The organism is Ruminococcus sp. RTP21484sp1_RTP21281st1_A8_RTP21281_210402 (assembly GCF_040914025.1).
Lineage (GTDB): Bacteria > Bacillota > Clostridia > Lachnospirales > Lachnospiraceae > Blautia_A > Blautia_A faecis.
The window spans coordinates 27,529-53,032 of sequence record NZ_JBCPGE010000011.1 but is presented as its reverse complement, the minus strand read 5'-3'; the positions used below and the strand labels follow the sequence as shown (position 1 = coordinate 53,032).

The 25,504-nt window shown below is 44.2% G+C and carries 21 protein-coding genes and 2 pseudogenes; 5 read left to right on the top strand and 18 right to left on the bottom strand.

Annotated features, from left to right (window positions below; all coding sequences use genetic code 11):
- Positions 1-6: 6 nt before the first annotated feature.
- The 11 genes from AB5170_RS07225 to AB5170_RS07175 form a co-directional block, all read right to left on the bottom strand.
- Positions 7-948, bottom strand: coding sequence for an ABC transporter permease (locus AB5170_RS07225; protein ID WP_148461845.1), 942 nt, complete (start codon positions 946-948; stop codon positions 7-9).
- Positions 948-2,000: an ABC transporter permease gene (locus tag AB5170_RS07220; protein ID WP_187566159.1), complete on the bottom strand. Its 1,053-nt coding sequence runs from the start codon at positions 1,998-2,000 to the stop codon at positions 948-950. Before AB5170_RS07220 ends, AB5170_RS07225 begins: the two co-directional genes overlap by 1 nt.
- Entirely contained in the window at positions 2,000-3,526 is a 1,527-nt protein-coding gene (locus tag AB5170_RS07215) for an ABC transporter ATP-binding protein (protein WP_173770261.1), read from the bottom strand. Before AB5170_RS07215 ends, AB5170_RS07220 begins: the two co-directional genes overlap by 1 nt.
- Positions 3,527-3,763: 237 nt before the next feature.
- The gene (locus AB5170_RS07210; RefSeq protein WP_226855395.1) at positions 3,764-4,756 is read right to left on the bottom strand and encodes a BMP family protein; all 993 of its coding nucleotides are present in this window, start codon (positions 4,754-4,756) and stop codon (positions 3,764-3,766) included.
- A 216-nt stretch (positions 4,757-4,972) separates the two neighbouring features.
- The gene (locus AB5170_RS07205) at positions 4,973-5,980 is read right to left on the bottom strand and encodes an aldo/keto reductase (RefSeq protein WP_195478674.1); all 1,008 of its coding nucleotides are present in this window, start codon (positions 5,978-5,980) and stop codon (positions 4,973-4,975) included.
- A 380-nt stretch (positions 5,981-6,360) separates the two neighbouring features.
- The gene (gene efp / locus AB5170_RS07200) at positions 6,361-6,918 is read right to left on the bottom strand and encodes an elongation factor P (protein ID WP_118583940.1); all 558 of its coding nucleotides are present in this window, start codon (positions 6,916-6,918) and stop codon (positions 6,361-6,363) included.
- Positions 6,919-7,054: 136 nt separating this feature from the next.
- The gene (locus AB5170_RS07195; RefSeq protein WP_148461849.1) at positions 7,055-7,558 is read right to left on the bottom strand and encodes a shikimate kinase; all 504 of its coding nucleotides are present in this window, start codon (positions 7,556-7,558) and stop codon (positions 7,055-7,057) included.
- Positions 7,555-8,058, bottom strand: coding sequence for a YqeG family HAD IIIA-type phosphatase (locus AB5170_RS07190; protein WP_118583936.1), 504 nt, complete (start codon positions 8,056-8,058; stop codon positions 7,555-7,557). The genes AB5170_RS07195 and AB5170_RS07190 overlap by 4 nt, the downstream gene beginning before the upstream one ends.
- Positions 8,059-8,213: 155 nt before the next feature.
- Positions 8,214-9,074 carry a patatin family protein gene (locus AB5170_RS07185; protein ID WP_148461851.1) on the bottom strand — a complete coding sequence of 287 codons (861 nt, stop codon included), beginning with the start codon at positions 9,072-9,074 and terminating at the stop codon, positions 8,214-8,216.
- Between the two features lie 2 nt (positions 9,075-9,076).
- Entirely contained in the window at positions 9,077-10,441 is a 1,365-nt protein-coding gene (locus AB5170_RS07180; protein WP_368361929.1) for a citrate/2-methylcitrate synthase, read from the bottom strand.
- Between the two features lie 140 nt (positions 10,442-10,581).
- Positions 10,582-11,799 carry an aminotransferase class I/II-fold pyridoxal phosphate-dependent enzyme gene (locus AB5170_RS07175; RefSeq protein WP_148461853.1) on the bottom strand — a complete coding sequence of 406 codons (1,218 nt, stop codon included), beginning with the start codon at positions 11,797-11,799 and terminating at the stop codon, positions 10,582-10,584.
- Between the two features lie 245 nt (positions 11,800-12,044).
- Here AB5170_RS07175 and gdhA point away from each other — a divergent pair, with 245 nt between their 5' ends.
- Together gdhA and AB5170_RS07165 are read left to right on the top strand one after the other, a co-directional pair.
- The gene (gene gdhA, locus AB5170_RS07170; protein WP_118583930.1) at positions 12,045-13,379 is read left to right on the top strand and encodes an NADP-specific glutamate dehydrogenase; all 1,335 of its coding nucleotides are present in this window, start codon (positions 12,045-12,047) and stop codon (positions 13,377-13,379) included.
- Positions 13,380-13,580: 201 nt separating this feature from the next.
- Positions 13,581-13,847 (top strand): annotated as a pseudogene (locus AB5170_RS07165) (transposase); the annotation flags it as partial.
- 259 nt (positions 13,848-14,106) lie between these two features.
- Here the strand turns inward: AB5170_RS07165 and AB5170_RS07160 are convergent.
- From AB5170_RS07160 to nrdR, 4 genes and pseudogenes are all read right to left on the bottom strand, one after another.
- Positions 14,107-14,613, bottom strand: coding sequence for a leucine-rich repeat domain-containing protein (locus AB5170_RS07160; RefSeq protein ID WP_368361953.1), 507 nt, complete (start codon positions 14,611-14,613; stop codon positions 14,107-14,109).
- 399 nt (positions 14,614-15,012) lie between these two features.
- Positions 15,013-15,168, bottom strand: a pseudogene (locus tag AB5170_RS07155) (leucine-rich repeat protein); the annotation flags it as partial.
- A 15-nt stretch (positions 15,169-15,183) separates the two neighbouring features.
- Positions 15,184-16,656: a hypothetical protein gene (locus AB5170_RS07150; RefSeq protein ID WP_368361954.1), complete on the bottom strand. Its 1,473-nt coding sequence runs from the start codon at positions 16,654-16,656 to the stop codon at positions 15,184-15,186.
- A gap of 324 nt (positions 16,657-16,980) precedes the next feature.
- Positions 16,981-17,430, bottom strand: coding sequence for a transcriptional regulator NrdR (nrdR, locus tag AB5170_RS07145; RefSeq protein WP_118583928.1), 450 nt, complete (start codon positions 17,428-17,430; stop codon positions 16,981-16,983).
- Positions 17,431-17,631: 201 nt separating this feature from the next.
- Between nrdR and AB5170_RS07140 the strand changes: the two genes are divergently transcribed.
- Together AB5170_RS07140 and sigG are read left to right on the top strand one after the other, a co-directional pair.
- Positions 17,632-17,889, top strand: a complete 258-nt coding sequence (locus AB5170_RS07140; protein ID WP_368361955.1) for a PRC-barrel domain-containing protein — start codon at positions 17,632-17,634, stop codon at positions 17,887-17,889.
- A 144-nt stretch (positions 17,890-18,033) separates the two neighbouring features.
- Positions 18,034-18,813, top strand: a complete 780-nt coding sequence (gene sigG, locus AB5170_RS07135) for an RNA polymerase sporulation sigma factor SigG (RefSeq protein ID WP_148461856.1) — start codon at positions 18,034-18,036, stop codon at positions 18,811-18,813.
- A gap of 177 nt (positions 18,814-18,990) precedes the next feature.
- On the opposite strand, the gene pap is transcribed toward sigG, so the two are convergent.
- The gene (gene pap / locus AB5170_RS07130) at positions 18,991-20,466 is read right to left on the bottom strand and encodes a polyphosphate:AMP phosphotransferase (RefSeq protein ID WP_313721955.1); all 1,476 of its coding nucleotides are present in this window, start codon (positions 20,464-20,466) and stop codon (positions 18,991-18,993) included.
- Positions 20,467-20,824: 358 nt separating this feature from the next.
- On the opposite strand from pap, the gene AB5170_RS07125 reads away from it, so the two are divergent.
- The gene (locus AB5170_RS07125) at positions 20,825-21,418 is read left to right on the top strand and encodes a LysE family transporter (protein WP_368361956.1); all 594 of its coding nucleotides are present in this window, start codon (positions 20,825-20,827) and stop codon (positions 21,416-21,418) included.
- 121 nt (positions 21,419-21,539) lie between these two features.
- Here the strand turns inward: AB5170_RS07125 and AB5170_RS07120 are convergent, their stop codons facing one another.
- Positions 21,540-24,857: a TRAP transporter large permease subunit gene (locus tag AB5170_RS07120; protein ID WP_368361957.1), complete on the bottom strand. Its 3,318-nt coding sequence runs from the start codon at positions 24,855-24,857 to the stop codon at positions 21,540-21,542.
- A complete protein-coding gene (locus AB5170_RS07115; protein WP_118583920.1) occupies positions 24,858-25,355 on the bottom strand; it encodes a TRAP transporter small permease in 498 nt (165 codons plus the stop codon). It lies immediately after the preceding gene.
- Positions 25,356-25,504: the final 149 nt, after the last annotated feature.

Sequence of the window (25,504 nt, the reverse complement as noted above, 5' to 3'; positions counted from 1 at the left end):
ATACTCCTATCTTGAGCCTTTTACATAAGGCTTAGCAAGAGCTTCTGGTTCACTGTTCTTTCCGGCAGCCCCAAGCATTGCAATAAGGGTCAGCGCATATGGCAAAATTGCCAGAAGGAACGGGGAGATGGATACACCTATGGTCTGGAGACGAATCTGCAGGGCATTGGCTGCTCCGAACAAAAGAGCTGCTCCAAACATTCCAAAAGGTGTATATCGTCCAAGAATAACAGTTGCAAGAGCAATATAGCCACGGCCGGAAATCATATTTTCCGTAAAAACGCCAAGCTGTACCAGTACCAGATATGCACCGCCGATTCCTCCTAGGATTCCGTTGAACACCATCACGATCCAGCGGTATTTTTTCACCTGGATGCCGGCGGATTCTGCTGCACGCGGGTGCTCTCCCACTGCCATAAAAGACAGCCCCAGATTGGTTTTTTTGTAAAAAATCCAGGTAAGGATCAGGAGTACATAAAGGATATAGGTCAGAAAATCGCAGTTAAAAAATGCATCTCCGATCAGCGGAATCTTTGACAATCCTGGAATGGCAATGTTTGGGAAGGTCTCGATCTGCTGATAGCCCTGTCCATTTGACATTAATTTAAACAAAAAGCTGGTGACGCCAAGCATAAGCATGTTGATGGCAAGACCGGAAACAGACTGGTTCTGGATCAGTGTAATGGAAAGAAGTCCGTGAAGCAGACTGACTACAAGTCCTCCTGCCATACCGCACAGAAGTCCCACAAACAGATTGCCGGAATACCAGGCACCTGCAAAGGAAAAGAATGCACCGCTGAGCATAACACCTTCCATTCCGATATTCAGAATACCGGATTTTTCCGCAATGGTCTCACCAATTCCGCCATACATAAGCGGCACTGCCAGACGAACTGCTGCGGCCAGAAAAGCCGTCATAAAGCTTAAACTGAAAATCTGCTGAAGCATTACGCATTTCCTCCTTTTCCAACTTTTGCCTGTCTCTTTTTGAAATGGAACAGTTCTCTTCCCAGGATCAAAACAACAACCAGACCGATTAGAATGTTAACGATTGCAGACGGTACTCCAAGCTGTCTTTGCATGGAGCTTGCACCTACCTGCATTGCTGCATAAAGCACTGCCACAAAGAATACGCCAATAGGGTTGTTAAATGCCACAAGTGCGATCAAAACAGCCGTATAGCCACAGTTTGAGGAGATTCCCTCCAGAAGCTTTTTCTGAATGGCAAGAACCTCGATTCCACCTGCCACTGCAGAAAGTCCGCCGCTTAAAAAGGCAGAAAGCACAATATTTTTCATAACAGAAATACCGTTGCAGGTGCTTCCACGTTTGTTCAGTCCAACTGCCTTCAATTCGTATCCCATAGTTGTTTTTTCCAGGAAAAACCATACTACAAGTACACAGATGATTGCGATCAGAATACCTGCATGAAAACGGGTTGCCCGGATCAGGGTTCCAAGCTGTACGGCTTTGTCAATTTTCGCAGACTGCGGAACATTTCCTTCCGGGTCCATCAAAAAAGAACGGACTGCATAGCCAAGAAAATTAATTGCAATATAATTCAGCATAATAGTGACAATAATTTCGGAAATATTGAATTTCGCTTTGCACACTGCTGCAATCAGCGCCCACACGCCACCTGCCAGAAATCCGATTACCAGGGAAAGGATAATTCTTGGTATTCCCGGAACAGCCGTCCAGTTCAGAGCTACCATGGTAGTTGCCATTGCCCCTACATAAAACTGTCCTTCTGCACCAATGTTGAAAAAGCCGGTACGATATGCTACTGCGCAGCCAAGACCTGTAAGGATCAGCGGGCATGCTTTTACAAAAATTTCTGCAAATCCTGCAGGTGTTCCAAAGATTCCACGGAAGAAAAGACCGTATGCTTCCATCGGGCTTGCGCCGCATGCAAGGATCAAAACCGTACCTGCCAGAATTGTAATCACAAGAATCAGAAGTACATCTGTAATCCCTCTTGTTCTTTTTTCCTTCTCCATTATCTTGCCTCCTCTTCTGAAATTCCGCCCATGAGAAGGCCGATTTTCTGTACAGTAGCTTCTTCTCTATTCAGGATTCCCACGATTTTTCCACCAAAAAGCACTGCGATCCTGTCACTTAACGCCATAATTTCTTCCAGGTCTGCGGATATCAGCATAACACCTTTTCCTGCATTTCTCTGATCTATAAGCTGCTGACGGACAAATTCTGTAGCACCGATGTCAAGACCTCTGGTAGGCTGACTTGCCACGATCACTTTTGCATGATCGTTCAGCTCTCTGGCTATGATCAGCTTCTGCTGGTTTCCACCTGACAAAAGCTTTACAAGCGTATCAATCCCCGACTTTCCGGATGCGCGCACCTGATATTGTTTCATTTTTTCTGCTGCATTTTTACGAATAGCTGCTTTGTTTATAATAGAATGGTTTGCAAATGGAGGCTTCCCATATTCCCGGAGAACAAGGTTTTCTGAAATGTTCATTCCGGTGATCAGACTGTCTGACAATCTGTCCTCTGAAATATAGGAAACACCTGCTTCATAACGTCCGCGGATATTGATTCCTGCCAGATTCTGTCCGTCCAGAAGAATTTCGCCCTCACCGGTTTTCTGAATTCCGGTGATCACCTCTGCAAGCTCTTTTTGTCCGTTTCCTTCCACACCGGCAATTCCAAGGATTTCCCCTTTGTGAATGGTAAGGCTGATATTCTCAAGCTTATGACGGCTGTGTTTTCTGTGATGATTGGACACATTTTTCAATTCCAGCATAATATCTTTTTTGGGAGAACCTTCTATATGATAGTCATCATTCAGCTCTCGTCCGATCATATAGGCAGACAGCTCTTCCGGATTGGTGTCTGCAGTCACAAGATCTGCCACCTGTCTGCCATCCCGAAGAATGGTAACCTTGTCACTGATTGCCATAATCTCGCTCATACGATGGGTGATGATAATGATTCCATAGCCTTCTTTTTTCAGATTGCGGAGAACATCGAAAAACTGTGTGGTTTCCTGAGGGGTGAGTACGCCAGTAGGCTCATCCAGAATCAGAAGTTCTACATTTCTGTATAATGCTTTCAGGATTTCCACGCGCTGCTGTTCTCCCACTGACAGATCACTGATCACAGCATCCGGGTTCACGTAGAGTCCGTATTTTTCTGCCAGATCAGTCAGCTTCTTTTTTGCAGCAGCTCTGTCCAGGAAAAAGGAGTTGTCCTTCAGATTCAGAACAATGTTATCCAGAACTGTCATTTTATTTACCAGGGAAAAATGCTGCTGGACCATTCCAATGCCTGCATCGATAGCTTCCCTTGGAGAGGCAAAATCCGCTGGCTTGTCTTTCCACAAAATTTCACCGCTGTCTGCAGTGTACAGACCAAATATAATATTAACAAGTGTGGTCTTTCCGGCTCCGTTCTCACCAAGGAGAGCATGGATCTCACCTTTTTCTACCGTCAGGTTGATATCCTCATTTGCATATACGCCGGAAAATGATTTACAGATATGTTTCATTTGAAGAAGAGACATGGTTTTCTCCTTTTTCTCGTATAATGATATGAGTGTCAAAAGGTCTTTTGACACTGGTATCGAATAATTAAAGTGTTTTAAAAAGCTGAAACTTCGGAAGGTTATCTCCACTGACTGATTGATAACTTTCCTCCATTTCAGCTTCATTTGTCTTTGAACAATCAGTTGCCGGATTTCAGATTGCGAGCCATTTTTATAAAAACAGATATCTCAATCCGCGGTTACAAATCCGATTTCTTACTGTCTCATTGTGTAGTCGCGCTCAACTTCAAGCTCGCCGGAAACGATCTTATCAATTGCATCCTGTGCAGTTGCTTTCACATCATCGGAAAGATTGTCGGAAAGGAGAACTTCTACTGCGCCATCTGCCATACCAAGGTTGTAAACATCTCCCTCAAAGCTTCCGTCTGCAACGCTGCCAAGGGCAGTATCAATTACAACATCAAGATTGTAAATTGCAGAATCAAGAATATTGTCAGGTGCTAAAGAGCTCTGATCGTAAGAATCGCCCTGGCACCAGATTCCAGCCTCAACAGCTGCTGTCATTGCACCGTTTCCGCAAGCATTTGCACAATGCTTGATTACGTCTACGCCATTGTCGATCATAGCTTTTGCAGCTTCCTGTGCAAGCTGTGTATCAACAAAAGAGTTTGTCCAGGCTGTCTGAACTTCGATATCAGGATTTACGGATTTTGCTCCGTCTTCATATCCGTTAATGATCTTTACAAGGGAATCTCCAGGGATCGGTCCGATGGCGCCAAGTTTACCAGACTCAGAAGTAGAAGCAGCAATGATTCCTTCTACATAAGCGGTCTGCTCACATGCCATAACGTAGGAAGCTACGTTGTCAGCGGAAGCGTCAGCCTCTGTGCAGATGAATTTGGTGTCTGGGTAGGTCTCTGCAACTTCCAGTGCAGGATCACCGAACTCATATCCGTGACCAATTACCACATCATAACCTGCACTTGCATAGTCAGCAAAAGCGGCGGAAATATCAGCAACTTCCAGGTTCTCTGTGTAAGCCAGTTCGTATCCGTATTTCTCACAGGCTTTCTGTGCTCCTTCGTATGCTGTCTGATTCCAGCCCTGGTCATTTGCTGCTCCGGAAAGTAAAAGTGCTACCTTCAGTCCTTCTCCATCAGCTGCCTGTACCGGCTGAGCACATACACCATTTACCATAGCCGCTGTCATTGCCATTGCTAATCCCATAACCACCAGTTTTTTCATCATAATCCTCCTTGATCAGATCCTGTTTTCGTGTATTCGATACTGTTCACTCCGTGGTCAGTATCACTTATTTTTCTTATCCGCAACTTTGTAGTTGCTATAAGGTTTTCTTAAGGCTTCTTTATAGTAAACTATATAGTTACTATAGAGTCAATACATTTTTTCTTTTTTTTGCAAAATTATCTGAAAAACCATTAGAGTCGCACAGGGCAGTTTTTATTATTCTCCAAATTCTTCTGCAACCTTCTTCAGCATTTCCCGGATTGGCAGATGATATGGGCATCTTGTCTCGCACTTGCCGCATCCCACACATGCAGAAGCTTTCACTGCCATGCTGCCGTAGCGGTCTTTCGCCCAGTCAGCCAGATTGTAGCGTTCCAGATATCCTGCGAAAAGGAATGCGCTTGGGATGCTGATTCCAACCGTACATGGCGCACAGTAATTGCAGCGACGGCAGAAATTGGTGCCCAGCTGATGGCGGATCTGTTCCATTTCTGCAAGCTCTGCCTCTGTAAGAGGTGCTGTGTCAGAGCATGCCTTAATGTTCTCTTCCAGTTCAGATACTTCTGCCATTCCCGGGATTACCACAATAACAGCCGGGTTAGAACAGACATAACGAAGTGCAAGAGTGCCATTCTCAATTGCACCACCTGCTAATGGCTTCATGGCAATAAAGCCCACATTTTTCTCCTGACATTTGCGGATCAGCTCGTCGCCCTGGTTTTCTACGATATTATATGGAAACATGATTGTCTCCACCCAGTCCAGATTCAGTGCGCGCTCAAAAACAGCTGTAGAATGTGCAGTCAGACCGATATGACCAATTTTACCGGCTGCTTTCGCCTCCAATAAAGCCTCCAAGGCACCGCCCTCACCTATAACAGTGTCCAGCTGTTCCATGCTTGGGTTGTGTACCTGATACAGGTCAATGTGATTGGTTCGAAGATTGCCAAGGCTCTTCTCAATGTCTGCTTCCATGGCTTCTCTGGTTCTTGCCATACTCTTGGTGGCAATTACAAATTTGTCACGAATTCCTTCAAGGGCATAACCAAGATACTCCTCGCTGACCGTATAGCCTCTGGCTGTATCGATATAATTCACACCCTCTTCTGCCAGCTGCTTCATTAATTTCTTAGTACCTTCCGCGTCAATTCTCTGGATGGGGATTCCGCCAAATCCCATACGGGAAATCTTAAGACCGGTTTTTCCAAGTGTTGTATATTTCATTTGTGCTCCTCCTTATTTTTGATATATAATAATTTATGATACCAGTGTCAAAAAGGTCAAAAAGCCGTTCGTGCTTGCACGATAAGGCGTTTGAACTTGGGACACGCCAAATATGAGAAAGTAGCGATTTACGCAGTAAATCAGCGGATTTCAAATATTGGGAGGATTGCGGGAGCAGCGTAGCTGCGGAGCAATCCGGGGTATCAAATGAGTGGCAAAAGACCTTTTGACACTCATATCATAATTTATAAAATGTGTCTGCAATTAAACAAAATATGCCACCGGCATACGCCGATGGCACATAAATAAACAGCTTATGCTATTTAGAACGGAATATTCGCAATCCGCTACTTGCTCATAAATAACTGCTCTGTAGTTATTTATACTCGTGACAGGTACTCGCCTGTTCTGGTGTCGATTTTCAGCTTGTCGCCCTGGTTAACGAACAGCGGAACCATTACCTGTGCTCCTGTCTCAACGATAGCCGGTTTGGTAGCACCCTGAGCTGTATTTCCAGCGAATCCTGGCTCTGTCTCTGTAACTACAAGCTCAACGAATAACGGAGGCTCAATAGCGAATACATTGCCATTGTGAGAACAGATCTTAACCATCTCATTCTCTTTTACAAATTTAAGAGAATCGCCAACCTGCTCTTCTGTAAGACCAACCTGGTCAAATGTCTCTACGTTCATGAAGTAATATAATCCGCCATCGCTGTAGAGATACTGCATATCAACACGCTCGATACGTGCTGTAGGGAATTTCTCTGTAGGACGGAAAGATTTCTCTAACACGGATCCTGTAATAATATTTTTGTATTTGGTTCTAACGAAAGCAGCTCCCTTACCCGGTTTAACGTGCTGGAATTCTACGATCTGACAAACGTTGCCATCAATTTCTACTGTGACACCGTTTCTGAAATCACCTGCTGAAATCATAATTAATTTTTCCTCCTTATAGTGCTTATGACTAGAAATATTTTATTATATATGTACCATTTTTTCAACTACTTTTTTTCATATGCAGCCAAATTTTCCTGTTTTTCCCATATATTATGGCAAAATACTTTTGTATTCACGGAAGCTGTCCTTCAATTTCCTTGATTAGTTCCTCAAAAGGCTTCACTCCTGTCACAACTTCAATATCTGCAAATTTATGATAAATCGGATCACGCTGTTTCAGAAGCTTTTTGATCTTTTCATCCTGATTTTCGCCTTCCAGAAGAGGATTGCTATTTCCCTCAAGCCTCTTGCGGAGAGTCTCAGCAGACCCCTTCAGGTAAACAACTGTACCCAGCTGCTTAATATACTGCTCATTCTGCTCCTGAACCGGAAGACCTGCGCCAAGAGAAATCACTTTTCTTTCTTTATCTTCAATCAGAGCTTTCACAGTCATAGTTTCCAGAGCACGGTAATATGGCTCTCCAAATTTCTGTAAAATCTCCTTTACGGACATGTTCATCTTCTTAACGATCACCTTGTCCACATCCACAAATGTCAGTCCCAGGTCACTGGACAGACGTTTCCCCACTCTTGTCTTGCCAGACCCCATAAATCCGATCACCACAATATGGTTCATGAATTCTTCTCCTCCTTGGTATAAAAATGTAATACAATTTTCTCCAGATAGCGCTTCAGCACGATCTGGATCTCTTCCTTGGGATTGATCGGCTTTACCAGAATATTGCGAAGGCCAGCATTCTTAGCCCCCCATATATCGGTAAAAAGCTGGTCTCCGATAAAGACCGTATTCCCTGTATTCGTTCCAAGTCTCTCCATGGCTCTTTCATAGCCTTTTCTGGACGGCTTGGCAGCCATTTCAATAAACTGAGCGCCTACTGAAGCGGCAAAGGGTTCTACCCTTTTTTTCCTGTTGTTTGACACCAAGCAGCAGGAAAAGCCAATGTCACGAAGCTTCTGAAAAAGCCGGACAGCTTCCGGATCTGCCGGTGCCCCATGAGGAACCAGGGTATTGTCGATATCAAACAAAATTCCCCTGTATCCCTCCTGGTATAGTTTTTCATAGTTAACTACATATGCTGAATCCAGATATTCATCTGGAAAAAAGCGTTCAAACATTCTGTTACATCCTTTAATTCTTTTATTTTCTATGGTAATGCAGATTGCGGGGATGATTTTTCAAACAGACTCCGGCAACGCGCTTTGCAATGCACAGAAATCATGTATTCACATGATTTCGCGCCTGTTTCCCAAGAGGTTCTGTCAAGATCCCGTCACCTGCTTAGGTACGCCTGCAGTTCCTCATAATGGTCTTTCATCACATCATAACCATGCTGATAAAACGCCATCAGCTTCTCTTTGTTCGCCTCCGCACGCCCCACAGTGGGAATTTCCGGGCGGATGACAAAAATATGTCCTTCCCTCTCCCATTTTTCCAGAAGCTCCAAAGTCCGGTTGTAGCTGCGGTAACGATTATATAAAGTGTTCAAAAATTCCGGATAATGACGAAATGCAGCCACATAAAGCGGAGTGCTCTTTCCCGGTTTCTTCTTGCGGTAACCCATATTTCGGGTAAGGATCACCACGTTCTTTCGATATCCCTTCTCCATGGCATGGATCAGGGGAATCGAATCTGCAATGCCGCCATCCAGATAAGGAACACCGTCAATCTCTACCATGGGACTTACAACGGGAATACTGGAAGAAGCCCTTCCAATATCCATCAGGCGACGTCTGTCATGCTTCTCAGTCATATATTCCGCATCACCAGTCTGGCAGTTGGTCACTACCAGCTCACACTCCGTATCTGACTGAAAAAAAGTATCAAAATCAAACGGAAACAATTCATTTGGATATTTGTCAAACAGCATATCCATGTCAAAAAGCTCATGCTTCTTAAGAGCTTCCTTAGTAGCAATATAGCTGTTTGCCTTATCCTCTATGATCATGCAGTCTCTGGTCCTTCCAGGCTGCCAGGATACATAATCAAGAGCATTGCAGGAACCAGCGGAAACACCCACCACATATGGGAATTTCACCTCTTTTTCCATAAGATAATCCAGAACCCCTGCTGTAAATACTCCCCTGCTTCCCCCGCCCTCCAGGACCAGGGAAGACTGATGCTTCACTGTCATTCTTATTCACGCTCCTTAAGCGGTACGTATACAGCCGGAGCCAGAACGTTCTTGTAAGCCGGACGGATGATTTTGTCTGTATTGATCAGTTCTTCCATTCGGTGGGCGCTCCAGCCCACAATACGTGCCACTGCAAAAATCGGTGTATACAGCTCAAGAGGCAGATCCAACATGCTGTAAACAAAACCGCTGTAAAAATCCACGTTTGCGCTGACACCCTTGTAAATATGGCGCTCCTCGGCGATAACCTCCGGAGCCATTTGCTCTACCATCGCGTAGAGATTGTATTCTTTCATACGGCCTTTTTCTCTGGCCAGAGTCTCAACAAAGCCTTTCAGTACCTGGGCACGGGGATCCGATACCGAATAGATCGCGTGTCCCATACCATAAATAAGACCTCTCTTATCAAAAGCTTCTTTGCGAAGCAGTTTCTTCAGATACTCTCTTACTTCCTTTTCGTCAGAAATATCCTTCACATTCTTCTTCAAATCCTGGAACATACTTACAACCTTAATATTGGCACCACCGTGCTTCGGACCTTTCAGAGAACCGAGAGCTGCTGCGATTGCAGAATAGGTGTCTGTTCCGGATGAGGAAACAACGTGTGTAGTAAATGTAGAGTTATTACCACCGCCGTGCTCCATATGAAGGATCAGGGCAAGATCCAGGATCTTCGCCTCCAGATGAGAATATTTCTTATCCGGGCGAAGCATACGGAGGATATTCTCCGCTGTGGAAAGTTCTTTCTTCGGATTGTGAATATAAAGGCTCTTGCCGCATACATAGTGATTGTAAGCCTGATATCCATAAACAGATAAAAGAGGAAATACACTGATCAGATTCAGGCACTGTCTCAGTACATTCGGAAGGGAAATATCATCCGGCTCCTTGTCATAGCAATAAAGTGTAAGCACACTTCTGGACAGGGCATTCATAATGTCCTTGGACGGTGCTTTCATGATAACGTCCCTTACGAAATTCGTAGGAAGGGAGCGCTGGTTCGCCAGAAGCTTGGTGAAATCCTCCAGTTCCTCCCCATTCGGAAGCTTGCCGAACAGTAAAAGATAGGTAGTTTCTTCGAAGCCATATCTGTCATCTTCAATAAATCCCCTGGTCAACTCCTTGATGTCATATCCCCTGTAGGAAAGACTGCCCGCACAGGGCACTTCCTTGCCGTCAACCACCTTCGTGGCGCATACATTGGAAATCTGCGTCAGACCCGCCAGGACGCCCTTACCATTGATATCGCGAAGCCCTCGCTTTACATCGTATTTCTGATAAAGAGACAGATCCAGGCTGGAATGCTCCTTGCAAACCTCTGTCAGGTTCTCTATTTCCGGTGTTACTTTCATCTTAAATCCTGTCATTCAAATAAACTCCTTTCTTTTTAATCCGTCCGATAATCCGTTCCTCCCTCAATTATTAATGCTGTCAGAGTCAGAAGCGGATGCTTCTGCTCCGGCATTGTAAATGGATAATCTGTGACTGCCATTGTTTTATTATCTTCTTATCGCTGTTTATAGGTGGACAAGAAATCCTTCAGCTTGTCCATAGCCTTCTCCAGCTGACGCACATTCGGCAGATATACTACGCGGAAGTGGTCAGGACAATTCCAGTTAAAGCCCTTTCCCGGCACCAGAAGCACCTGTTTCTCATGTAAGAAATCAAGAGCAAACTGCTCGTCATTGTGAATATTGAATTTTTCTGTATCGATCTTCGGAAAAATATAGAACGCAGCCTTGGGCTTTACGGCTGTGATTCCCGGAATGTCATTGAGTGCCTTGTAGATAAAATCTCTCTGCTCATAAACTCTTCCGCCTGGCTGAATGTACTCATTTACACTCTGGTATCCACCAAGTGCAGTCTGTACAATGGACTGGGCCGGAACATTGGAGCAAAGACGCATGGAGGAAAGCATGTTAATACCTTCAATATACCCCTTCGCCTTATTCTTGGCACCACTTAAGATCATCCATCCAATACGGAAACCAGCGATCATATGGGACTTGGAAAGTCCGGAAAAAGTAACGCAGAATACGTCTGGTGCAAGGGATGCAATAGAAGTATGCTTATAGCCATCCATGATCAGACGGTCGTATATCTCATCTGAAAAAATGATCAGCTCGTGCTCTCTTGCGATCTGCACGATCTGCTCCAGGATCTCCTTGGGATAAACTGCTCCTGTAGGGTTATTCGGATTAATGATAACAATCGCTTTGGTCTTGTCTGTGATCTTGCTCTTAATATCATCAATGTCCGGATACCATTCAGACTGCTCATCACAAATATAATGAACTACATTTCCACCTGCCAGAGTCGCAGTAGCTGTCCACAAAGGATAATCCGGTGCAGGGATCAGAATCTCATCCCCGTTATCCAGAAGTGCCTGCATACAGAGATTGATCAGCTCACTGACACCATTACCTGTATAAATATCACTCATGGTAACCCCGGGAATTCCTCGAAGCTGGGCATACTGCATAATGGCCTTTCTTGCGGAAAAGATTCCTTTGGAATCGGAATATCCCTGAGAGGTACGAATATTGCTCAGCATGTCCAGAATTACTTCCTGCGGTGCAGAAAATCCAAATGGATATGGATTGCCGATATTCAGCTTCAGAATCTCCATTCCATCCTCTTCCATTCTGGCCGCTTCATCCACTACCGGTCCTCGCACATCATAAAGTACGTTATCCAGTTTACTGGACTTCTCGAATGTTTTCATTTATTTCACTCCTCATCTTACTACTTATGGCCGGCATATCTAATATGGAAAAAAATCTATATCTGTCTTTTTCCTACTCCGGCATAATGTATTTCTTGCTATCTATCATCTCATATTTGGCTCATTTTCGCAAGCCTTAATGAAATTTTTGGAAATATGAAAAAAACTCTTTTCATTTTTAGCACTTTAGTGTATAATAGCGTCGTTAAAAAATTTTACACCTATCTGGATGAGGAGGAATTACAATGTCTTACACAGAAGAAGTATACGAAAGAGTCGTAGCACAGAATCCAGGTGAGCCTGAATTTCACCAGGCAGTAAAGGAAGTTCTGGATTCCCTGAAGGTCGTAATTGACAAAAATGAAGAAGAATACCGCAGCATGTCCCTTCTGGAGCGTCTTGTAGAGCCGGAAAGAATCATTTCCTTCCGCGTTCCGTGGGTAGATGACAAGGGCGTTGTTCAGGTAAACAAGGGATATCGTGTACAGTTTAACAGCGCTATCGGACCTTATAAGGGTGGTCTTCGTTTCCATCCGTCAGTAAACCAGGGTATCTTAAAATTCCTTGGATTTGAGCAGACATTTAAGAACTCCCTTACCGGACTTCCAATCGGTGGTGGTAAAGGTGGTTCCAACTTTGACCCGAAAGGCAAATCTGACAGAGAGGTTATGGCATTCTGCCAGAGCTTCATGACAGAGCTTTCCAAATATATCGGTGCTGACACTGATGTTCCGGCTGGTGATATCGGTGTAGGCGGACGTGAGATCGGTTATTTATTCGGACAGTACAAGAGAATCCGCGGATTATACGAGGGTGTTCTCACAGGTAAAGGACTTACCTACGGCGGATCTCTGATCCGTACACAGGCTACCGGATATGGTGTTGTTTATATGCTTGATGAGATCATGAAAGCACATAACGATTCTATTGATGGAAAGACATTCATCGTAACAGGATCCGGAAACGTTGCAATCTATGCTGTAGAGAAAGCTCAGCAGCTTGGCGGCAAGGTTGTTGCTATGTGTGACTCCAACGGATATATTTATGATCCGGAAGGAATCAAGCTTGACATTGTGAAAGATATCAAAGAAGTAAAACGTGGACGTATCAAAGAGTACGCAGACCGTGTTGAGGGTGCTTCTTACACAGAAGGTACCGGAATCTGGAACATCAAATGTGATGTATACCTTCCATGTGCTACCCAGAACGAGCTTGCTCTTGATGGTGCTAAGACACTTGTTGCAAACGGCTGCAAATATGTAGTTGAGGGTGCGAACATGCCTACTACTCTTGATGCTACAACTTATCTCCAAGAGAACGGTGTTCTGTTCATGCCTGGTAAAGCAGCTAACGCTGGTGGTGTTGCTACTTCTGCTCTTGAGATGAGCCAGAACTCCATGAGACTTTCCTGGACAGCAGAGGAAGTTGATGCGAAGCTTCATGGAATCATGGTAGACATCTTCCACAAAGCTGATGACGCTGCTAAGCGTTATGGTATGAAAGACAACTATGTTGCCGGTGCTAACATCGCCGGATTTGAGAAAGTTGTAGATGCTATGAAAGCTCAGGGCATCTGCTGATTCTCTGTCATCTGAAGTTTCAAAAAGACAGGTCCGCTGCGGCCTGTCTTTTTTATTCCATTTAATACTTGTTTATACAGAAAAAAATCCCCGCTCTCTGGCGAGGATTTCAGACTGTAGACAAAGCCCTGCTTTTGCAGGGTTTTGCTATTGTTGGAACCGCTTTTCTGCTATAATGAATATCAGAAGGGCGGTGTTTTTTATGATGACGAAAAATACTGTCCGGATAACGGTCGTCCCAGTATGGATACCGTCATGCTGATAAAGATACCATTCATTCAGTATCTCTATGGGATAAAAAGCATGCGTCAGACCATGAAAGAGATCGAGGTAAACGTTGCATACCGCTGGTTTCTCGGACTAGACATGTTAGATCCAGTACCTCATTTCTCTACATTTGGAAAGAATTATACCCGCCGTTTCAAAGATACAGACCTTTTTGAGCAGATCTTTTCAAAGATTCTGGAAAAAAGCACGGATGGAAATGAAAGCCGGGCTTACCTTTGCATGCATGAATCTGAAAAAACTGGCAAAGATTCTGGAAAAACGAGGTTGGAACACAGCCAGATTTTTGTTGATTTTGAAGAAAATAAAAAGAAAAGAAGTTTTAAAAGAAAAATGGTGCTGGCCATAATCCCCAACACCAAGTTTGTCTACAGTCTGAGCCGGTGTTTTTAAACACCGGCTTCATTTGTTATATGGCAGCTGCTTCATAAAGAAAAATGGCTTATTTACTGATTTTTGCTTTTGCAGAAAGTCCCTTACTCTTGAAGAGCTTTTTGTAGGCGGAAAGCTTGCTTGCTGGTACTTTTACTTTCAGCTTCTTGTAGTTGTTTCTGCCGGCTTTGGTGAAAGCACTTTTTCCTACGGTACCGGAGGTAAGCTTCTTGGACTGAATGCTGACAGAAGTAAGGGCCTTGCAGTCGTAGAATGCTTTTTTGCCAATGGAAGAAACTTTGGAGCCAATCTTTACAGTCCGTAAAGCACTGCAGCCCTGGAAAGCACTGGTGCCGATGGAAGAAATATTCCTGGCAATGGTTACTTGTCTTAGCTTCCGGCAGTTTTTGAAAGCTCCGGAAGCAATGGCTGTGACTTTATAGGTCCGACCGTTTGCCTTCACAGAGGAAGGAATTGCTGCAGTCGTGATGGCTTTGGACTTTGACCGCTTTAAAGTAACAGAGGTACCATTTTTATTAACTGTGTAGACATTGTAAGAATCACTGAAGGATTTCACTACTGTAGTCTGAGGTTTATCATCTTTGTTATTTGAACTTGAGGTAATCTGGAAATCTAAGGTAATAGTTCCAAAATAGTTGTTCTGGCCTGCAATGGTTACAGTGGCAGTTCCGACTTTTTTGTTATTGCTGTAGGTAACTTTATAATCCTGTCCTTCTATAAGTTTTTGCTTTCCAAGAGTAATAGTTGGAACTGGTTTTAGAGCTTTTCCAGTATAAGCATAAGTCGCTTTAACTCCGGTTACAGATGCCTGAGAAAGGTCGCAGGCATAACCAATGTTGTTCTTACGTGCATATGTGATGGCAGCTGAGTTAGGGGAGGCATAAATGGTAGCGTAGTATACATGACCGCCGGAATACCAGTAGGAGCCTTCCCATACAATGTCATCCCCGATGTTGATTACGCTGTCTGGCAGAGTGACTGTTTCAAGATTAGAGCAGAAAGCAAAAGCTTCCTTTCCAATAGTGTGGACACCGTTTTCAATTACGACTTCCTTCAGATTGGGCAGATAATTAAATGCATTTTCTGAAATACTGGTAATCCCGGATTTTATAACTATTTTTTTTACCTAATTTTTCATGGACTTCCATGCCGTGCCGCTCCAGAAACTGTAGCCGCCCTGAGTGGAAGAAACGGGGAAACGATCGTTTTCATCCGTGGAGATATTAAGTGCACCCTGACCGGAAATGGTGAGAACACCATTTGCAAAATCCCAGGTAGCATTTTCACCTGCAGTACGGTAAATCTTTTTGGAGGCTGTGCCGTCATTTGCATCAATAGAGTAAAAATTAACAGTATTGGCATTGGAGGCGTAGTAAACAACCTTGGAATCTTTAACGACAGGCTGGCAGTCGGATACGGGCGCAGCAGTGGTGTATTCCCTGCTAAGTACATTTCCCTTACCATCAACAAAGAGGTAATGAAGAGTACTGGAAGAAAGCGAATCATCAGCAGCTGCGTAATTTTCTGACGAAGAATCGTCTGTATTTTCATATTCTTCCCAGGAAATCATGAAACGGTTTTCTGTGATTGGAGTGATCTTTACCCCCATAAAACTCTTTCCATTGCCAGTGTAGTTGGTAAGGTATTTTACAGAGGTTGCTTCTTTTGAAAAATCGGAAACAGGAGTAATTGTAAGGTAAATATTATGAGGAGTGTCACTTGTCACATTGTCATACTGGGACTGGTCGATGGTCGTTCCGATACACAGTACACTGTCAGCAGAAACAGCCATACCATCTACGCTTGCGTAGCAGTTCAGTGCCCATACGGAAGTACGGGAACCACCATAAGGAAGAAGCTCGATAGTTTTTTTATCAAGGGTGGAACTGTCGTATCTGGAAAGTTGGGTACAGCGGGAACCCTCGCTTTGCTCCAGAACATACAGATAAGAGGACTGCGATTTGATATACTGGGCAAAGGAGTGCCACAGATCACAGCTTACGATCTTTCCGGTCATGGAAGCCTGGTCAACGGCAATCATAAGGAATCCCTGATGTCCCTGTCCAACAGATTCATCTACATAGCCTTCATGACCGGTTACAATATAGAGAGTTCCGTTGGTTTCTGTCATTTCCACACATCCGTAATCGAATGGATAACGAACCTCTCCTCCAAATAAATCCGGATTGCTTGTAATGGAAGCCGCACCGCTGCGATTCCAGTTTGTATCATATCGGATGACACGGATAACCTCGGCGGAATTATCTTCGGCGGTGTTATTTTGTCCCTCTACCAGGTAATATCCATCAGATCCTGCATAAAAACCACCCCATAAAGGAAGCTCCATGGGAATTTCTCTTTTGTCTGTAATCTGCAGGCTGTTGTCATAGTATTCAATACCGACGCTGTTTGTTTTGCGGAATACTCGCATATAGCCGTTGGAAATAGAAATAAGGTCAGAAGAACGCCTTAATTTAACACTAAGGTTATCTTGCGCAGTAGGGGTGAGAGAGGCTGCCTGTACCTGTCCTGGAAATGCCAGCAGATATAAAAACAGACAGCAAAATAATAGGGATGTCAGTTTTTTGATCTTTTTCATAAGTTTCTCCTTGCTGTGTTGCTTTTCATGATTCTTATTATAATAAGTTTTGGGTAGAGTTGCAATCATAATGATAATGTTTACAGCAGAAAAAGTGAAAAGCTGTAAAAAACAGCAATTCTACATTTTTTATGGAGATTTCTGACATGGCACCTACCTGTGGAACTGTTTTGTGAGACTCATCAATAATAAGAAGGAAATCATCACCAAAGTAGTCCAGAAGTGTATAGGGCGGCTGTCCTGGTTCAAGACCGGAAAGATGCCTAGAATAATTTTCGATTCCGGAGCAGAAGCCGGTTTCCCCGCTCTCTGGCGAGGATTTTTCTAATTTAAAAATTTCTTCAGTTCATCCATAAAGGTGCTGACATCTTTAAACTCCCGATACACAGAAGCAAATCGCACATACGCCACCGAATCCAGATCTTTTAAATGGCTCATCACGATCTCTCCGATTTTCGTGCTGGAGATTTCTTTATCTTCGGCATTGAAGATGTCGCCTTCTATGGCATCGATCATGGCTTCCAGCTTATCGCTGGCAATGGGACGTTTATAGCAGGCGCGGCGGACGCCGTTGATCAGTTTATTGCGGTCGTACTGCTCACGGTTCAGATTCTTCTTGATTACGGTTAACGGGATTGTCTCCACGTTCTCATAAGTGGTAAATCTTCTTCCACAGGAATCGCACAGTCTTCTGCGTCTTATGGAATTGGTCTCTTCCACTGGTCTTGAATCTACTACTCTTGTATTATCCTGATTACAGTATGGACATCTCATGTATGTATTTCCCCTTCCTCATGGCTCCCCTTCTGCCATACAATCCGGGCAGCAGACTTTCCTCTTTTCTGTTCGCTCAGTAACATAAAACGGACTGAATTACCTATTTCTTATTATACTTTAATCATAGAAAGTATGTCAATAAACTCCATACATATTTTCAGACTTTTTGCATAATATCATAAAAAACAGGTGCTTTTCATGCGTATTTGCGAATTAAAGCAAAAAGAAGTGATCAATATCTGTACCTGCCGTACACTTGGCTGTCCGGTGGATGTGGAATTTAACTGTGAAACCGGATGTATTACTTCCCTTGTGGTTCCCGGACCTGGCAGTTTCTGCTTTTGTTTCTGGGGAGCCGGAAGTGAATATATAATTCCATGGAATTGTATCCGGCAGATCGGAGATGACATTATCCTGGTAGAAATTGATGAAAAGTATTGCTGTAAAAAAGATTAATGCTATTTTCCCAATTGTCAAGGGGCAATAATTTTTATATTTTCCCGAAAAAAGAATATTTATCCTCCCACGTGAGAATCATTGTTACTGTTCACTTCGTTCTCAGCAGCACGCTTCGCGATGCACAAAAGGAGGATTCAAATAATGGCACTTAACAAAGTTGAAATTTGCGGAGTCAATACATCGAAGCTTCCGGTACTGAAGGCAGAAGAAAAAGAAGAGCTTTTTCGCAGGATCAAGGAGGGTGATGAAGAAGCCAGGGAACTTTACATTAAAGGAAATCTGCGACTGGTTCTCAGCGTGATCAAGCGTTTTTCCAACAGCAGCGAAAATATGGACGATCTTTTTCAGATTGGCTGCATTGGGCTTATAAAAGCAATTGATAATTTTGACACTACATTGAATGTAAAATTTTCTACTTATGCAGTGCCTATGATCATTGGGGAGATACGAAGGTATCTTCGTGACAATAACAGTATCCGGGTGAGCCGGTCTCTGCGGGATATTGCTTATCGTGCAATTTATGCAAAAGAAACCTATATGAAAACAAATCTGAGGGAGCCTACCATTGCGGAAATTGCCAGCGAAATAGGGATAAATAAAGAGATGATCGTATATGCTATGGATGCGATACAGAATCCGGTGTCACTTTTTGAACCGGTTTATACGGAAGGCGGGGATACGCTTTATGTGATGGACCAGATCAGCGATAAGAAAAACAAGGAGGAGACCTGGGTAGAAAATCTGTCCCTCCGGGAAGCTATAAACCGGCTGAATAAGCGGGAACGGCATATTATTGATCTGCGTTTTTACGAGGGCAAAACCCAGATGGAGGTGGCCCAGGAAATCGGGATTTCCCAGGCACAGGTCAGCCGGTTGGAAAAGAATGCACTTAAAACCATGCGGAATTATCTGAGAGCGTGACGGAAATCATGGATCCCGGCATTACGAAATTCGCTCCTTAAATGGTCTGCTGCATGAATATATATTGCAAAATCGCTGGTTGTTGACCAGCGATTTTGCTTATTATGCTGCTATTCCAGAATACGTTTAAAAAAGGCTTTCTGAAGGATGTACATCATAATTTGTAATAATGATTTTTCAAACACGCTCTAATGCCTTTTCCAATTCTTTTATTACAATCTTAAGAGCTTTAATTCTCGCATACTTCTTGTCTACAGATTCCAGGATATGCCATGGTGCATAGGTGGTGCTTGTCTTGGCAAGCATTTCATCTACAGCACCTTCATAAGCATCCCATTTTTCGCGGTTGCGCCAGTCTTCGTCGGTGATCTTCCACTGTTTTTCAGGATTGTTCTGACGGTCGGTGAAGCGGGCCAGCTGGGTGTCTTTGTCGATCTGGACCCAGAATTTGATAATCACGGCACCCCAGTCGGACAGTTCCTTCTCGAATTCATTAATCTCGTTGTAAGCACGTTTCCAGTCGTTCTCGCTGCAGAAGCCTTCCAGACGCTCTACCATTACGCGGCCGTACCAGGTGCGGTCGAAGATGGCAATGTGACCGTCTTTGGGCAATCTGGTCCAGAAGCGCCAGAGGTAGTGACGCGCCTTTTCGTGAGGTTCCGGGCTGGCGATTGGATGGACCTCAAAGCCACGGGGATCAAGGGCTTCTGTGATCCGCTTAATATTGCCTCCTTTTCCGGCTGCGTCCCAGCCTTCATAAGTAATGATCACCGGCACACGCTTACGGTACAGACGGTTATGCAGTTCGCCCAGCTTCTTCTGGAGATGCTTCAGCTCTTTCTTGTATTCTTCATCCTCGATCACCTTGTCTGTCAGTTCGATTTCCGAAAGCTTCGGCATTTTCTCAAGCGGAAAAATGTTTGGGAGAAGCGGTGCGCTGTGTGTGCTGTTCTGCAAGGCTACCTCAATGTTATTTACCATTATTTCAAGAACCTGAAGTTCTACGAAGTTGCGGTCTTTTGCATCAATAATATACCATGGTGCAATAGAAGTATTCGTATCTGTCAGATAGCGGTCGAAAACCTTCTGGCAATGTTTGTAATGTTCGTTCTGCCACTTGTCAAAGGCATCCACACGCCATTTTGTATCCTGCTCTTTGTTAAGCTTCTCAATACGTCTGGTCTGCTCTTTTTTGTCAATCTGCATGAAAAATTTCAGAACCAGATAACCGTTGTCTGTGAGCTGTCGCTCGAAATGTTTGATGCTGTCGATCCGCTTTGCATACTCCTCTTCTTCCAGACCGTTCAGACAGTCTTTGCAGGTCTGCTCCATCCAGCCAGAATCCAGAAAGGTAAATTTGCCGGCTTCCGGAATCTGATTGAAATACCGGTACAGAAATGGTCTGCGCAGTTCATCCTCTGTAGGCTTTGACATGGTTGCTACTTTAAAGAAACGGGGATCAATGTATTTGATTACTCTGCCGATTGTGGTACCTTTGCCAGAGGCACCCCAGCCTTCAAAAAGTACCAGCACAGGCAGCTTGTGTTCTTTCAGCTTCATCTGCTGCTGATACAGCTTCTCGCCAGCTTCTTTAATCCGTTTCTTCAGCTCCTCTTTTTCCGGAATCTCCTCCGGAATCCAGGTTTTCAGCATAAACACGTCCTCCTCATATACTATTATTTTCAAACACAAATCAATCTTTCCTGTTAAAAGTAAATTCTATTTTTTTCATAGCCACCTTATTTTCTGCATTATAACATAATCGTTCCCATTTTGCACAAATTTAACAAACATTTAACCGAATTTCGATTACAATAGTTACCGGTCACTGGGAATGTTACCAGTAAACAGTAACCTGGGAAGTTCTGCCTCCCCTTATATACAATCCGATATTTTTGTGTTATTATTAAAAATCATATTTTGTATAGGGTTTACGAACACATAGCGTTTTGTATATTGCACCTTTCTTTTCGTAGCTCAGATGTTTAAACTTACCTAAGGAGGAAGTCCCATGCCTTTATCTGTCTTCATAGAAATGACCCTGTCTGCCATCCTTACCGTCTGGTCGCCTGGCCCCAATAATATTCTTTTGCTGTCCACAGCCAGCAAATATGGCATTTCCGGTAATATCCGCTTTATGACTGGAATCTGGAGCGGATCTCTCACTTTGATGTGTCTTTCCGGACTGTTCTGCAGTACTCTTGGAAAAATCATTCCAGGGATCCAGCCGGTTATGAAATATTTTGGCGCAGCTTATGTACTCTATCTTGCCTGGCAGACCTGGCGCAGGATTCCGCCCGCTGGCAATGTCCAGGACAAAAAGCCAACCTGGCTGATGGGATTTTTCCTGCAGCTGATAAATGTAAAGATCATCATCTATGGGCTGACCATGTTTTCCGCTTATATTCTGCCCTATGAAGCAAGGATTCCTATGCTGTTTTGCTTCGCTGTATATCTGATGTTTCTTGGAGCCCTTGGAAATCTGATCTGGGCATTTGCGGGAAATGTACTGAAAAGATTTTACAGCAGCCATTATAAGCTGATGAATGGAATCATGGCCCTGCTGCTTGTGTGGTGCTCTCTCAGGATCACCGGATTACTGTAAGACAAACAAAAAAACACCTCCCGGAATATGTTGGTTACTCACATTTCGGGAGGTGTTTTCTATAAGGCACTGTTCAATTTATTGAGGCACATGTATCAAATTGATACACGCTTATGCTGTCTTACTTAAATGCATCCACCAGTTCCTGACCATCGTCATATCCCTGGTTTTTCAGTTCTTCTACAAACCACTGGTCTACGCCTTCTACCGCCTCTTTAAAGGAATCAATATCCATATCCTCTTTTGCTGTAAAGGTAACGCCATTTTTCTCTTCCCAGCGATTCATGATCTCATTGGCCCCGGAGCGGTTAATGTAACGCTCATACTCAACAGCCATTCTTCCGGCCTTGTCTACAACAGCCTGCTGCTCTGGTGTAAGGCCATCATAGATATCCTGATTGATACAGAAGAACAGACAGTCATAGATGGCATCCCACATGGAGCAGTATGGCTGAACCTCCTGTACACTGGCTGCGTCGATTGCAGGAAGCGGATTCTCCTCTCCCTCTACGGTGTTCTGCTGAAGAGCTGTGTAAGTCTCAGACCAGTTCAGGTTGGTTGCATCTGCCCCCCATCTCTTATAGCATTCCATAAGAAGATTGGAGCCTGCAACACGGACTTTCAGGTTCTTCATATCGTCCACAGATTTTACTTCACGCACACTGTTGGTCAATTCACGGAAGCCGTTCTCCGCAATACCCATGCAATGCAGTCCATACTCACTGAGGATTTCCTTCATCTTCTCTCCTGCTTCACCGTCAAACTTGGCATCTGCGTCTTCCACAGAATCATAAATAAACGGCAGGGAGACTACGTTAAATCTCGGATCAAATGCAGAATAAATCAGGTTGGAATGCATGGAAATCTGTACTGGGTCTCCGTTCATCAGTGCCTGGATTCCCTCGGACTGGTTTCCGTTTGTCAGCTGGTCTGCTGCATATATGTTTACTTTTACTTTTCCACCTGTAGCTTTTTCCATCAGCTCTCCGAACTTGCGGCCTCCATCAGCCCAGGTAGAAGTCTCAGTTGTGGAGCATGCAAAATTCCAGGTAGTCTCCTCCCAGCCAAGGTCACTGTAATCGCCAATTCCGGTAAATGCCTCTACCAGCTCTTCTGCATCCTCGTATCCCTGGGATTTCAGTTCCTCAATGAACCACTCATCTACACCGTCAACAGCTTCCTTAAAGGACTCAATGTCCATATCCTCTTTTGCAGTGAAGGTAACGCCGTTTTTGTCTTTCCAGCGGTTCATGATCTCTTCATCACCGGAGCGGTTGATGTAACGTTCGTACTCTACGGCTTTCTGTCCTGCCTCGTCTACAACAGCCTGCTGTTCCGGTGTAAGACCATCATAAATCTCCTGGTTGATACAGAAGAACAGGCAGTCATAGATGGCATCCCACATGGAGCAGTATGGCTGAACCTCCTGTACACTGGCTGCGTCAATTGCAGGAAGCGGATTCTCCTGTCCCTCAACTGTGTTCTGCTGAAGGGCTGTGTAAGTCTCAGACCAGTTCAGGTTGGTTGCATCTGCGCCCCATCTCTTATAGCATTCCATAAGAAGGTTGGAGCCGGCAACACGGATTTTCAGGTTTTTCATATCATCCACAGATTTTACTTCACGGACACTGTTGGTCAGTTCACGGAAACCGTTCTCTGCAATACCCATGCAATGGAGTCCGTACTCACCAAGAATTTCTTTTAATTTCTCACCAGCCTCACCGTCAAATTTGGCATCTGCATCTTCTACAGAGTCATAAATGAACGGCAGGGAAACTACGTTAAATCTTGGATCAAATGCAGAATAGATCAGATTAGAATGCATAGAAATCTGTACCGGGTCTCCGTTCATCAGTGCCTGAATTCCCTCGGACTGGTTTCCGTTTGTCAGCTGGTCTGCTGCATATATGTTTACTTTTACTTTTCCTCCTGTGGCCTTTTCCATCAGCTCGCCAAACTTGCGGCCGCCGTCCGCCCAGGTAGAAGTCTCAGTTGTAGAGCATGCAAAATTCCAGGTGGTTTCCTCCCAGTCAAGATCACTGTAGTCTGCGATCTCATTGAAGGAATAATCCCCGTCTCCGGCTGCAGAAGCTGCAGATGAGCCGCCGTCACCAGAGGAAGAATCTCCGGAATATGCACCATTTTTAGCAAGTGCTCTCGGAAGAGCCGTTGAAGTTACCGGAATATAGGTAACCACAAGAAGCACGGCCACACAGGCTGCCAGCATGGGCATAACTGCTTTTGAAATTTCCTGAAGGGTAACCTCCATGCCTTTTTTGATCTTGATTCCGATTGCCACAAACAGGTTGACACCAACCGGCGGAGTTACCTGTCCAATTGCAAGGTTTACAGTTGCCATCACACCAAATGCAACCACATCATAGCCAAGTGCTTTGCATACCGGAAGCATAACCGGAATAAAAATGTACATAGCAGAGTTTGCATCGATGAAGCAGCCTGCAATCAGGAAAATAATGTTTACGATCAGAAGGAAGGTAAACTGGTTATGTGCAATACTTCCAAGGAGCGCTGAAGCTGCGTCTGCGATACCGAATTTGGTACATACATAGGAAAACAGGGAAGCACTTGCTACGATCAGCATGATTCCACCAGTTGTTTTCGCAGAATCCACGCAAATGTCAAACAGGTCTTTTAATTTAACCTCACGATAAATCACCATACCTACAAACAGACCGTATACAACAGATACAGCCGCTGCCTCAGTAGGAGTAAAAATACCGCCATAAATACCACCCAGAATAATAACCGGCATTAAGAATCCCCAGAAAGCATCCTTAAATGCATCCCAGCGCTCTTTTGCAGTCGCTTTCTTCTGGGCTGGCTGAATGCCTTTTTTTCTGGCTTCCACCATAACCACGATCACAAGGGCAACGCCCATCAGAATTCCAGGTACGATTCCTGCCATGAACATATCTGCAATAGATACGCCTGTGATAGAAGCATATACAACAAATGCAATACTTGGCGGGATGACAATGGCGATGGAGCTTGATGTTGCCATCAGGGCTGTGGAAAACGGTGCGCTGAAGCCTCCCCGCTCTACCATTGCCGGAATCAGAACTGCTCCAAGTGCTGCTACAGTTGCAGGTCCGGATCCGGAAATTGCGCCGAAGAAGCAGGCTACAATAACGCATACAATGGCGATGCCGCCTCTTTTATGTCCCACGCAGGTATCTACGAATCTGACAAGTCTTTTGGAAATTCCGGCTTTTGCCATGATATTTCCGGAAAGTACGAAAAACGGGATAGCCAGAAGGAGAAATTTACTGATTCCGGCATACATATTGGTTGCAACGATGGTAAGGGAGGTTCCGGAGTACAGGATTGCACAGACGGAGGACAGTCCCAGACAGATTGCAATGGGAACTCCCATGATCAGGAAAACAAAAAATGAAATAAAAAGAACTGCACTTATCATTTATTTATCCTCCTTTTTCAGATTGCCTGTACAATAGTCAAGACAGTATTCAATAAAATGTAAGATCATACATCCGGATCCGATTGGCACGAAGGACCAGAATATCCACTCCGGCCAGTTCAGAACGAAGGTACGTTTTCCGTTTTCCAGCTGTGTGATTACTTTTTCCATACCGAACCAGAATAAGATTGCGGTAAAAATAATGCACAGAACAGTGGTAAGGATAACAGATGGTTTTTTCAGTTTCTCAGGGAGACGGTCTGTAACCAGTGACAGGTTAACCAGTTCTCCTTCGCGGCATGCAAGTGCTGCAGCCATTAAGGTAATCAGTACAAAGACTGCGACCACAAGTTCCTCGGTAAAGGACCAGGAACGATGGATCACTTTTCGGGAAAAAACATTTCCCACGGTCAGAACCAGTATCAGCAGGGTAGACACTACCAGAATACAATTTTCTACTGCTGCTACTGCATTCATGATTTTTTTGAAGACTTTCATGATCTCTCCTCCTCTTAATTTACTTGTCAGGTTTTCGTCTTTCGTAAAATGGAACTATCTGTTATGCAGCCGCAGTACGATCCTGCCCGGCAGAGCTTTTGTGTAACAGGAAGTTCCAACGGAATTTCCTGTTACACAAAAAAAATCCG

Bases quoted from the DNA above. Each gene is read 5' to 3' on its own strand.
- AB5170_RS07225 (WP_148461845.1), bottom strand. From the start codon at position 948: ATGCTTCAGCAGATTTTCAGTTTAAGCTTTATGACGGCTTTTCTGGCC.
- AB5170_RS07220 (WP_187566159.1), bottom strand. From the start codon at position 2,000: ATGGAGAAGGAAAAAAGAACAAGAGGGATTACAGATGTACTTCTGATT.
- AB5170_RS07215 (WP_173770261.1), bottom strand. From the start codon at position 3,526: ATGTCTCTTCTTCAAATGAAACATATCTGTAAATCATTTTCCGGCGTA.
- AB5170_RS07210 (WP_226855395.1), bottom strand. From the start codon at position 4,756: ATGATGAAAAAACTGGTGGTTATGGGATTAGCAATGGCAATGACAGCG.
- AB5170_RS07205 (WP_195478674.1), bottom strand. From the start codon at position 5,980: ATGAAATATACAACACTTGGAAAAACCGGTCTTAAGATTTCCCGTATG.
- efp (WP_118583940.1), bottom strand. From the start codon at position 6,918: ATGATTTCAGCAGGTGATTTCAGAAACGGTGTCACAGTAGAAATTGAT.
- AB5170_RS07195 (WP_148461849.1), bottom strand. From the start codon at position 7,558: ATGAACCATATTGTGGTGATCGGATTTATGGGGTCTGGCAAGACAAGA.
- AB5170_RS07190 (WP_118583936.1), bottom strand. From the start codon at position 8,058: ATGTTTGAACGCTTTTTTCCAGATGAATATCTGGATTCAGCATATGTA.
- AB5170_RS07185 (WP_148461851.1), bottom strand. From the start codon at position 9,074: ATGACAGTGAAGCATCAGTCTTCCCTGGTCCTGGAGGGCGGGGGAAGC.
- AB5170_RS07180 (WP_368361929.1), bottom strand. From the start codon at position 10,441: ATGACAGGATTTAAGATGAAAGTAACACCGGAAATAGAGAACCTGACA.
- AB5170_RS07175 (WP_148461853.1), bottom strand. From the start codon at position 11,799: ATGAAAACATTCGAGAAGTCCAGTAAACTGGATAACGTACTTTATGAT.
- gdhA (WP_118583930.1), top strand. From the start codon at position 12,045: ATGTCTTACACAGAAGAAGTATACGAAAGAGTCGTAGCACAGAATCCA.
- AB5170_RS07150 (WP_368361954.1), bottom strand. From the start codon at position 16,656: ATGAAAAAGATCAAAAAACTGACATCCCTATTATTTTGCTGTCTGTTT.
- nrdR (WP_118583928.1), bottom strand. From the start codon at position 17,430: ATGAGATGTCCATACTGTAATCAGGATAATACAAGAGTAGTAGATTCA.
- AB5170_RS07140 (WP_368361955.1), top strand. From the start codon at position 17,632: ATGCGTATTTGCGAATTAAAGCAAAAAGAAGTGATCAATATCTGTACC.
- sigG (WP_148461856.1), top strand. From the start codon at position 18,034: ATGGCACTTAACAAAGTTGAAATTTGCGGAGTCAATACATCGAAGCTT.
- pap (WP_313721955.1), bottom strand. From the start codon at position 20,466: ATGCTGAAAACCTGGATTCCGGAGGAGATTCCGGAAAAAGAGGAGCTG.
- AB5170_RS07125 (WP_368361956.1), top strand. From the start codon at position 20,825: ATGCCTTTATCTGTCTTCATAGAAATGACCCTGTCTGCCATCCTTACC.
- AB5170_RS07120 (WP_368361957.1), bottom strand. From the start codon at position 24,857: ATGATAAGTGCAGTTCTTTTTATTTCATTTTTTGTTTTCCTGATCATG.
- AB5170_RS07115 (WP_118583920.1), bottom strand. From the start codon at position 25,355: ATGAAAGTCTTCAAAAAAATCATGAATGCAGTAGCAGCAGTAGAAAAT.